The sequence below is a fragment of the Haloarcula sp. 1CSR25-25 genome (assembly GCF_032027985.1).
In the GTDB taxonomy this organism is placed as follows: Archaea; Halobacteriota; Halobacteria; order Halobacteriales; family Haloarculaceae; genus Haloarcula.
In genome coordinates this window covers 42319-51538 of record NZ_JAHYBW010000003.1, presented here as the reverse complement: position 1 = coordinate 51538, position 9220 = coordinate 42319, and the positions used below count along the sequence as shown (strand labels likewise).

Annotated in this window: 10 protein-coding genes; 2 read left to right on the top strand and 8 right to left on the bottom strand. The window is 66.7% G+C overall.

The genetic code is table 11. The features are described 5' to 3' along the window. Positions 1-83: 83 nt before the first annotated feature. Both KZ498_RS10030 and KZ498_RS10025 read right to left on the bottom strand, forming a co-directional pair. Positions 84-947: a 2-oxoacid:ferredoxin oxidoreductase subunit beta gene (locus KZ498_RS10030; protein WP_312618575.1), complete on the bottom strand. Its 864-nt coding sequence runs from the start codon at positions 945-947 to the stop codon at positions 84-86. After that, positions 944-2704 carry a 2-oxoacid:acceptor oxidoreductase subunit alpha gene (locus KZ498_RS10025; RefSeq protein ID WP_312618574.1) on the bottom strand — a complete coding sequence of 587 codons (1761 nt, stop codon included), beginning with the start codon at positions 2702-2704 and terminating at the stop codon, positions 944-946. The genes KZ498_RS10030 and KZ498_RS10025 overlap by 4 nt, the downstream gene beginning before the upstream one ends. 203 nt (positions 2705-2907) lie before the next feature. Between KZ498_RS10025 and KZ498_RS10020 the strand changes: the two genes are divergently transcribed. After that, entirely contained in the window at positions 2908-3543 is a 636-nt protein-coding gene (locus tag KZ498_RS10020; RefSeq protein ID WP_312618573.1) for an FAD-dependent oxidoreductase, read from the top strand. A gap of 59 nt (positions 3544-3602) precedes the next feature. Here the strand turns inward: KZ498_RS10020 and KZ498_RS10015 are convergent, their stop codons facing one another. Beyond that, positions 3603-4472, bottom strand: coding sequence for a universal stress protein (locus KZ498_RS10015; protein ID WP_312618572.1), 870 nt, complete (start codon positions 4470-4472; stop codon positions 3603-3605). A gap of 131 nt (positions 4473-4603) precedes the next feature. Here KZ498_RS10015 and KZ498_RS10010 point away from each other — a divergent pair, with 131 nt between their 5' ends. Beyond that, positions 4604-4894, top strand: coding sequence for a transcriptional regulator (locus KZ498_RS10010; protein WP_312618571.1), 291 nt, complete (start codon positions 4604-4606; stop codon positions 4892-4894). A gap of 37 nt (positions 4895-4931) precedes the next feature. On the opposite strand, the gene KZ498_RS10005 is transcribed toward KZ498_RS10010, so the two are convergent. The 5 genes from KZ498_RS10005 to KZ498_RS09985 all read right to left on the bottom strand — a co-directional run bounded on the left by KZ498_RS10005 (position 4932) and on the right by KZ498_RS09985 (position 9192). Continuing rightward, complete coding sequence (locus tag KZ498_RS10005; protein ID WP_312618569.1) at positions 4932-5348, bottom strand: Rieske 2Fe-2S domain-containing protein; 417 nt, start codon at positions 5346-5348, stop codon at positions 4932-4934. A 77-nt stretch (positions 5349-5425) separates the two neighbouring features. After that, positions 5426-6301: an aminotransferase class IV gene (locus KZ498_RS10000; protein WP_312618567.1), complete on the bottom strand. Its 876-nt coding sequence runs from the start codon at positions 6299-6301 to the stop codon at positions 5426-5428. Further along, complete coding sequence (locus KZ498_RS09995) at positions 6286-7002, bottom strand: aminodeoxychorismate/anthranilate synthase component II (RefSeq protein ID WP_312618565.1); 717 nt, start codon at positions 7000-7002, stop codon at positions 6286-6288. Before KZ498_RS09995 ends, KZ498_RS10000 begins: the two co-directional genes overlap by 16 nt. Then, positions 6999-8468 carry an aminodeoxychorismate synthase, component I gene (gene pabB / locus KZ498_RS09990; RefSeq protein WP_312618563.1) on the bottom strand — a complete coding sequence of 490 codons (1470 nt, stop codon included), beginning with the start codon at positions 8466-8468 and terminating at the stop codon, positions 6999-7001. The genes KZ498_RS09995 and pabB overlap by 4 nt, the downstream gene beginning before the upstream one ends. 103 nt (positions 8469-8571) lie before the next feature. Continuing rightward, positions 8572-9192, bottom strand: a complete 621-nt coding sequence (locus tag KZ498_RS09985; protein ID WP_312618561.1) for a helix-hairpin-helix domain-containing protein — start codon at positions 9190-9192, stop codon at positions 8572-8574. Positions 9193-9220 lie beyond the last annotated feature (28 nt).

The window sequence follows — 9220 nt, the reverse complement described above, 5'->3', positions numbered from 1 at the left end:
CGCTTCGCTCAGCAAGACCACGTTTTTCGAGAAGTGGTACGCACGCCGCGTCGCGGCGTACGAACCTGACGAAAAAAGGTGGTCTAGTAGAACTCGCGGACGAGGTCCATCGCGCCCTCGGGGGCGCCGTCGGGAATCTCGGCCATCGAGCCGTCGACGCCTTCGCGTTCCTCGAACGGAACCGAGCTGTCGTCCTGGTAGAGGACGCCCATGTACTCCTTCTCGCTTTCGAGAATCTTGTCTTTGGCCTGGTCGCGGTCCGCCGGGTCGTGGTCGGTCTCGTCGAGGTCCACGATGGCGTCGCGGAAGTAGTCGTAGGTGTCGACATCGTTGAACGTCACACACGGCGAGTAGACGTTGACGAAGCCGAAGCCGTCGTGCTCGACGGCCTGCTTGACGATCTCGGCGTGGCGCTGTGCGTTCGAGGAAAAGGACTGGGCGATAAAGGTCGCACCGGAGGCCAGCGCGAGCGCCTTCGGGTTGACCGGCGGCTGGTTCGGGCCGTCCGGCGACGTCGAGGTCTCGAAGTCCTCGCGCGAGGTCGGCGAGGCCTGGCCCTTGGTGAGGCCGTAGATGCGGTTGTCCATCACGACGTAGCTCATGTCGACGTTCCGGCGGACGGCGTGGATGAAGTGGCCGGCACCGATGGAGTAGCCGTCGCCGTCGCCGCCCGAGACCATCACTTCGAGGTCCGGGTTGGCCATCTTCACGCCGATGCCCACCGGCAGGGCGCGGCCGTGGACGCCGTGGAGCGCGTAGCTGTGCATGTACGTCCCGATCTTGCCGGAACAGCCGATACCGGCGACGATGAAGGTGTTGTCGGGGTCGTTGCCCGTCTCCGCGAGCGCCTTCATCATGCCGTTCATCGTCCCGAAGTCACCGCAGCCGGGACACCATGTCGGTTGCTTGTCGGATTTGAAGTCTGTGAAGCGAACGTCGGAACTCATTGTGTTGCCTCCGTGGGTGTGTCAAGCGTTTGCTTGATCTCGGTCGCCAGTTCGTCTGCTTTGAACCGAACGCCGTTGTACTTGTTGATGCGCTGTACCCGTTCGAGGACGTCGTGTTCGATGATATCAGCGAACTGTCCAGTCGCGTTACACTCGACGACGATGACGTCGTCGGCCGATTCGATTTCCTCTGTGAGGTCCGGCCGCGGGAAGATGTACGGCACCGAAATGAACCGCACGTCGTAGCCGTCGTCCGCCAGCAGTGTCAGCCCCTCACGCAGGGCGCCTTCGTTGGAGCCCCAGGAGATGACGACCGTGTCTGCGTCGGGGTCGCCGAACTCGCGGTAGTCGAAGTCCTCCTGTTCGCGGGCGGTCTCGACTTTCCGCTGGCGCTTGTCGACCTGCTCGATGCGCACGTCAGTGTCCTCGGTTCGGCGGCCGAGTTCGTCGTGTTCGAGACCAGTCGTCATGTGCGCGCCGTCGGTCGTCCCGGGGAACGCGCGCGGCGAGACGCCGTCGGCGGCCGCGAAGTGGGCCTTGAAACGGCCCTTCTCGTCCAGCCAGGCGTCGATGTCGTTCTCGTCGACGACCTTCCCGCGGTCGATCTCGACTGCGTCCATGTCGAAGGTCTCGGGGGAGAAGGTCTGTTCCGTCACGGCCATCGCGAGGTCCGAGACGAGGAACACGGGCGTCTGGTACTTCTCGGCGAGGTTGAACGCCTCGACGGTCTTCCAGAAGCACTCCGAGACGGTCGTCGGGGCGACGACGAACCGCGGAATCTCGCCGTGACCGCCGTACAGCGTCATGTTGAGGTCGCCCTGCTCCTGTTTGGTCGGCATCCCGGTCGAGGGACCGGAGCGCATCACGTCACAGATGACCAGCGGCGTCTCGCTCGTGGCGACCAGCCCGAACGTTTCGGTCATCAGGTCGATGCCCGGTCCGGACGTGGCGGTCATGGCTCGGGCACCGGCGCGGGCCGCGCCCAGCGCCATGTTGATGGCGGACAGTTCGTCCTCGGCCTGGACGACTTTCCCACCGAACTGGTCGACGCGGCCGGTCATGTACTCCATCACGTCCGTCGCCGGGGTGATGGGATAGCCGGCGTAGAAGCGACAGCCGGCGGCGATAGCGCCCATGCCGATGGCCTCGTCGCCGTTGAGGAGCACGTAGTCCTCGTCGGTCGTCTCCATGTCGTAGTCGAACTCGCCGTACTCCTCCTGGACGTAGTGCTGTCCCTTCCGGGCGGCTTCCTTGTTGTTTTCGACGATGGCCTCGCCCTTGTCGCCGAAGCGCTTCTCGAGGCTTTCGTCGAGGTTCTCGATGGGGAATCCGGTAACCTCACACGCCGCGCCCAGCGCGACGACGTTGAGCATGATGGCCCCACCCGCGTCCTCCGCGAGCCGTTTCAGCGGCACTTCGAGTGCCGTCGCGTCGCCGGGAACCTCTACGTCCTGCATCGTCGAGCGCTCGCCGTCGTAGATGATGACGGAGTCCTCGTGGAGCTCGTCCTCGTTCTCGTGGATGGTGCGCTCGGTGAGCGCGATCAGGATGTCAAGGCGGTCGACGACACTCTCGACCCGGTCGACTGACGTCCGTACCTTGTAGGCAGTGTACCCGCCGCGGATGCGGGAGGCGAAGTCCTTTGAGGTGAAGACGTGTCGACCAGCCCGGGAGAGTGCCTGCGCGAAAATCTTCCCAGTGGAGTCGATTCCATCGCCGGCTTCGCCGCCGATGGCCCAGTTCAGGTCCTCTGGCATTATATCCCACGGGTAGCCAGCGTGGTAGGAAAAACCTTCCGTAACCGCCCGCATGCAGGCAACTCGTTATCGAGTGAAAACCGGTATATTTCGTGTGTTACCCGCTCTCCGTCCCCGTTTGCTCGAAAACAGCAACTGATGTGCTACCGCTGTGAGCGCGTAGCGACCGTAACCCCCTTGGCCGGCCACGGCAACTCCCAGGTATGGATGAACGCGTGCTCGACGTGGTAGGCGTCCGGGACGTCGGACCAGACACCGTGGCGATCGACTTCGAGACACCGGACGGGTTCGACGCACAGCCGGGCCAGTTCGTCAAGCTGACACTGACCGTCGACGGGGAGGACGTCTCGCGGTTCTACACTATCTCTTCGCCGACAGTCGAGGAGTCGTTCGAGATAACCGTCGGCATCGACCCCGACGGCGAGTTGGCTCCCCAGCTTGGCGCGCTCGAACCGGGCGACGGCGTCCGCATCGCCGGGCCGTTCGGCTCGGATTACTACGAAGGCGAGAGTCGCGTCGTCGTCCTCGCCGGCGGTCCCGGCGTCGGCCCGGCGGTCGGCATCGCCGAGCGTGCGCTGGACGACGGCAACGAGGCTGCCGTCGTGTATCAGGACGACGCGCCGGTCCACGAGGACCGACTTGACGCACTCGCCGAGTCAGGGGCGCTCGTTACGGTCCTCGCCAGTGGAGAGCCGCTGACCGACCCGGTCGCCGAAGCCGTCGCGGACGGCGGTCAGGTGTTCGTCTACGGCTTCGCGGACTTCCTCGATGCCGCCACGGAAGCGCTCGAAGCCACGGGTGTCAGTACCGACGACGCGAAGGTCGAGAACTTCGGATAGGCCGGCCCGAGCGCCGTCCGGCGTCGTCTCGAAGACGGGGTTTGTCGCCGCCGGCGGCGCTAGCGCCCGTCACCTGCCTCCGGCGCCCGAACGGTCATCACCGGAACCGGCGAGGTCCGGACGAGTTTCTCCGCGACGCTGCCGAGGAGATAGCGGTCGATACCGGTGCGGCCGTGAGTTCCGACGACGACGAGGTCGGCATCGGCCTCGTCGATGGCGGCGAGGATAGCCCGGTAGGGGATGCCGTGAGAGATTGCTGTCTCGATTGTCTCGACCCCCATCTCGGAGAGGCGGTCGGAGGCAGTCTCGACGGCGTCGGTCGCGACCGACTCCAGTTCGTCGACGATAACGGTGGACCCGACATCGATGCCGAGTGACCGGGTGTCCACGACCGAGACGAGATGGACCGTCGCGCCGGTCTCGCTGGCGAGCGCGCCCGCCGGTTCGATGGCTGCCGCCGCGCCGCTACTGCCGTCAGTCGGTAGCAGGATGTCGTCGAACGAGACGGTACCCGGCTCCGCGTCGGCTTTGACCGAGAGGACAGGCACCTCGGCGAGGCGGACGACCTTCTCGGTGACGCTGCCGAGGAGGAACCGCCGGACGCCGGTTCGACCGTGGGTCCCCATGACGATGAGGTCGATGTCGGCGTCGTCGGCGTAGTCCAGGACTTCGTCGTGGACGACCCCCTCGCGGACGACGGGGGTGAGAGACAGGCCATCCGTATCGACGTGGTCGGCCTGGGACTCGATGAAGGCCGCCGCTGGAGAGTCGCCGTCGTAGTCCCAGTCGTCGTCCGTGGGCCCGTGGTCGTCTACGACCGAGAGGACGTGGACGGTGGCGTCGTGGGTGCTAGCAAGCGTCGCGGCGACCTCGAAGGCCCGCTCGGAACCGGGGCTTCCGTCGGTCGGAACGAGGATGGTATCGAACATCGGTCGGTGTCGCTGTTCACCGCCGATGGTGATAAAGTATCGTGGCGGAGACAGGAACAGGGCGAGAGAGCGAGACTGCGGCGGGACGAGAGCAGAACAAAGCCTATAACGGTCGGATGCGAATGTCTCCCATGCGCGAGGCAAGTCGGACGACGCGCCAGCGCATCGCTGACCAACTGCGCGACGAAGCGATGGCCGCCGGGACAATCGCCAACGCGTTCGAAATACAGACCAGCGACGCGCTCACGCACGTAGAGCACATCGCGAAGTCCCTGGAATCGACTGACGAACAGCTCCTCGTCGCGCCACCGGAGTGTGAGGAGTGTGGCTTCACGGACTTCGACGACCTGACGAACCGACCGAGTCGGTGCCCGGAGTGTAAATGCGAGGCCGTCTCGGAGCCGGCGTACCGAATCAGCTGACGCGGGAGCGATTTCCGGCGGTGCCGATTCCGACCGTTCAGTTCCCGGAGAAGCCGATACGACCGCGCGAGGAGAGGTCGTGGTCGCCCGAGGGCCCCTGGTTCTCGAACTCGTAGCGCTCGTCGGTCAGGTAGACGGCGCCGTCCGCTGTGGTGACGGCGACCTCTTCCAGAACGGCCCCCTCGCAGGGGCCGTAGCTGCACAGTCCCGATTCCGATTCGAACGTCGCCCCGTGTTTCTCACACACCAGTTCCCCGTTGCGGACCGTCGCCCCGCTGCCCTTGTCGAGCCGGACGTCCGTCCAGTGGGGACAGTAGTTCTCGAACGCGACGACGGCGTCGGCCAACTCGACGATGATCGCTTCTTTCGTGTCGAAGCCGTCGCGAACAGTGAACAGAAAGGTTCCGTCGTCGGGCACCTCGTCCAGCGCGACGATACGGCTGTCCTCGTCCATGCTACACAGCCGTATGGGTGTCAGGCGTTTCAAACCCGCGTTTTCAGCGTGGCTTTGCTCGAATCAGGGGTGTCCGATTAGTAGTGTCGCGCCTCGATGCGCTCGTCGAACAGCCGCTGGAGGAGCTTCGTCATCGGCCCGGTCCCCACCGAGATACCGTCGACGGTCGAGATGGGGCGGATCTCCCACGTCGAGTTGGTGAGAAACGCCTCGTCGGCGTCGCGCAGGGCGTCGAGCGAGTAGTGGCCGGTCTCGACGGGGAACTCCTCGCCCCGGGCGATGTCCATCACTACGTCGCGGGTGACCCCCGGCAGCAGGTCCAGATCCGTACTCGGCGTCCGGAGGCCGTTGTCCGTGACGAAAAAGAGGTTGCTCGTCGCCCCTTCGGCCAGATTGCCGTCCATGTCCCGGATGAGACACTCGTCGGCCGGCTCGCCGCCGGCGGCGGCGGCCGTCCGGAGTTCCAGCCGGCCGAGAATCCCGTTGAGGTAGTTGTGTGTCTTCGCGTCCGCCGGGACGGCCTCGCTCGGAATCCGCCGGGTCCGGACCGTCTGGACCGACGCCGGCTCGTCCCAGACGGGCTCCCCGTCGAGCCCGCCCCGCTGAAGTCCCTTGCAGATGACGACAACCGTCGGGTCGACGTCGGGTCCGGGGGTGAGCTTCCCGGGCTGGACGCCCCGCGTGACCGACAGCCGGACGTAGGCCTCCTCCAGGTCGTTGGCCGCGAGCGTCTCGTCGACGCGCTCGCGGAGGTCCTCGGGCACGGCGTCGGCGAAGCCCAGCGTCTCGGCCGTCCGCCCGAGGCGCTCGCGGTGGGCGTCCCACTGGAACGGGTCGCCCCCGTAGGCCCGGAGCGTCTCGAACGCCGCGTCGCCGTACATGAACCCGCGGTCGTGCACCGACACCGTCGCCTCGTCCTCGGGGACGAGCGTCCCGTCTACGTGGTATTGCATAGCATGCAGAAGTTCTCGATCATGGTCTTGCCGTGGTCGGTCAGAATGCTCTCGGGATGGAACTGGACGCCGATGTGCGGTCGGTTGCTGTGGCGGACGCCCATGACCACCTCGGACTCGTCCGTGCCGTTTTCGGCGCCAGAATCGGCTGTGTCCGGCGTCGTCTCTGGTCCCACGGAATCGTCGCTGACAGTGTACGCTGTCTCGGTCAGCACGTCGGGGAGGGTCTCGCGGTCGACCGCAAGCGAGTGGTACCGGCCGACTTCGACCGGGTCCGGCAGGTCCTCGAACACGCCGGTGCCGTCGTGGGTAACCGACGAGGACTTGCCGTGGACGACGGCCTCGGCATGGCCGACGGGCGCGCCGTTGGCCGCACACAGCGCCTGGTGACCCAGACAGACCCCGAGCGTCGGATATTCCAGGTCCTCGAATATCGGCATCGACACGCCGGCCTCCTCGGGCGTCCCCGGCCCCGGCGAGACGACGATGCCGTCGGGGTCCAGGTCGCGGATTCCATCGACATCGACGGCGTCGTTGCGTCGGACGAGGACGTCGTCTTCGGTCCCGCCGAGCCGAAGGACCACCTCGCCGACGTACTGGACGAGGTTGTAGGCGAACGAATCGTAGTTGTCGACGACCAGCACTGTGGGGGCGAGCGAGTCTACTGTCGAGCCACTGCCGCCGCCCTGGGGACCGCTCATCCCTCGTCCTCCATCGCCAGGTCCAACCGTCTCCCCAGCGCCTCGTCGACGGCGGTGACGAGCGCGCGGCCCTTGTCCAGCGTCTCCTGGTACTCGCTTTCGGGGTCCGAATCGTGGACGACGCCGGCCCCGACCCGGAGGTGGTACTCCTCGGCGTACCGGACGAGGGTCCTGATGACGATATTCAGTGTCGCCCGGCCGTCGAAGCCGAACAGGCCGATGGAGCCGGTGTAGGGCCCCCGTCGCGTGGCCTCGACCTCGTCGATTATCTCCATCGTCCGGGGTTTGGGCGCGCCGGTGATGGTCCCACCGGGGAACACCGCCGCGATGGCGTCCTGCAGGGTCGCGCCCTCGCGGAGTCGGCCCTCGACGACCGAAACGAGATGCATCACCTCGGAGTAGCGGTCGACGCGGCGGTAATCGGACACCTCGACGCTCCCGAACCGACTGACTTTCCCGAGGTCGTTGCGCTCCAGGTCGACGAGCATCGCGTGCTCGGCCCGCTCCTTCCCGTCCTCGAGCAGGTCCGCCTCCAGTCGGTCGTCGGCCCCGGACGTCTCGCCCCGTGGGCGGGTGCCGGCGATGGGTTCAGTCACGAGTCTGTCGCCGTCCCGGTGCAAGAGGAGTTCGGGGCTGGCGCTGACGAGGTCGACGCCGGGGAACTCAAGCAGGGCGGAGTACGGCGCCGGGTTCACAGTTCGAAGCGCGTCGAACGCCTCGACCGGGTGGACTGCGGCGGGGGCACGGAGGCGCTGTGAGACGTTCGCCTGGAACGTGTCGCCGTCGCGGATGTACTGCTTGACCGTCCGGACCCGGTCGGCGAAGGCCTCGCGCGTGCAGTCGCTCTCGAAGGTCGCTTCGTCGGCCTCGACCGGTGGGTCCCCGACGGCCGGGTCGCCCTGCAGGGCCGCCCGGGCCAGGTCCAGCGCGTGCTGCTTGCCGAACTCGTAGGCCAGTTCGGGCGTCTCGAAGTCGCCGACCCGCGGGCAGGCCGTCACGCGCAGCGTCACCGACTCACCGCGGGGTTCGGTCCAGGCGGCAAAGCGGTCGTAGCGGGCCACCTGCAGGTTCGGGAGTGCGCGGTCGGCGTCGGCGCTGTCGGGCAGTGACTCCAACTCCCGCGCCACGTCGTAGGAGAGCCACCCAACGGCCCCGCAGGGATACGGCACGTCACAGTCACCGCGGACCAGTCGCTCGCCGTCGAGGAACTCGGTCAGTGCGGCGAGCGTCCCACCCGCATCCGGGTCGACCTCGCGGAACTCCGCCGGAGCCGTCCCGAAGTAGCCCCAGCCGGACTGGCCGCCGGTGGTCGCCAGATACACGCCGCCAGTCTCGTCGCGTGCCCGGCGGTACGCGAGAAACGGGTCGTCAACGGCCACCTGGACCTCGACGGGGACGCGCGCCGCCGAGGGCGCGTCGGCTGCGAGGTCCGTGAACGCGGTCCGGTCGGTTTCGACCGATGGCATTACAGGACGAAAGCACTGCGGCGACTAATTCCCTTGCGGTTCGGCGAGTCCGCCGAACCGTCGCCCATCGCCGGTCCGGGAAAGAAAGAGTGACTGGCAGCCGTCAGTAGTCCTCGGCCTGCCCTATCCAGCCCGAAACGCGGCTCTCGGAAAGGTCGGTGTCCGCGGCGATGTCGGCCGCATCCGCGGCGGCCAGCTCACCCACCGTCTCGATACCGACATCGGCGAGCCGGTCGGCGTAGGCGGGTCCGATACCCTTGATGTCCGTGACGGGGGCGGTGCTCCCCTCGGCGTCGGTCTCGGCAGACTCCCCGGCGTCGGTCCCTGCCGACTCCCCGTCGTCAGCCTCGACCGGTTCCTCGTCGGCGGCGTCCGATTCGGTGTCTTCGTCGGTGACCGCCGTTTCCGGTTCGGTCTCCGTGGTCGCATCTTCCGTCTCCGCCGCCGATTCGTCGTCGGTCGTGGTCGGTGGCGCCGCAGTCTCCACCTCGTCCGCGTGAGCGGGTGTGTCGCCCCCGCCCCCCGATTCGGAGGCGACCTCGCCCGCAGTGTCGGGCGTGTGTGTCTCGGTAGTCGCCGCGGTGTTCGTCCCCTTGACAGCGTCTTCGTCTTCAGTAGAGGGCTCTCGCTCGACGGTCACGTCCACGTCGCGAGTAGTCCCCGACGCGGATGACCCACTCCCGTCAAGCCCGAGGGCGGATTTCAATTTCTGAAGCAGACCCATACATGAACGTATTTATCCCCAACACAAA

Bases quoted from the DNA above. Each gene is read 5' to 3' on its own strand.
- KZ498_RS10030 (WP_312618575.1), bottom strand. From the start codon at position 947: ATGAGTTCCGACGTTCGCTTCACAGACTTCAAATCCGACAAGCAACCG.
- KZ498_RS10025 (WP_312618574.1), bottom strand. From the start codon at position 2,704: ATGCCAGAGGACCTGAACTGGGCCATCGGCGGCGAAGCCGGCGATGGA.
- KZ498_RS10020 (WP_312618573.1), top strand. From the start codon at position 2,908: ATGGATGAACGCGTGCTCGACGTGGTAGGCGTCCGGGACGTCGGACCA.
- KZ498_RS10015 (WP_312618572.1), bottom strand. From the start codon at position 4,472: ATGTTCGATACCATCCTCGTTCCGACCGACGGAAGCCCCGGTTCCGAG.
- KZ498_RS10010 (WP_312618571.1), top strand. From the start codon at position 4,604: ATGCGCGAGGCAAGTCGGACGACGCGCCAGCGCATCGCTGACCAACTG.
- KZ498_RS10005 (WP_312618569.1), bottom strand. From the start codon at position 5,348: ATGGACGAGGACAGCCGTATCGTCGCGCTGGACGAGGTGCCCGACGAC.
- KZ498_RS10000 (WP_312618567.1), bottom strand. From the start codon at position 6,301: ATGCAATACCACGTAGACGGGACGCTCGTCCCCGAGGACGAGGCGACG.
- KZ498_RS09995 (WP_312618565.1), bottom strand. From the start codon at position 7,002: ATGAGCGGTCCCCAGGGCGGCGGCAGTGGCTCGACAGTAGACTCGCTC.
- pabB (WP_312618563.1), bottom strand. From the start codon at position 8,468: ATGCCATCGGTCGAAACCGACCGGACCGCGTTCACGGACCTCGCAGCC.
- KZ498_RS09985 (WP_312618561.1), bottom strand. From the start codon at position 9,192: ATGGGTCTGCTTCAGAAATTGAAATCCGCCCTCGGGCTTGACGGGAGT.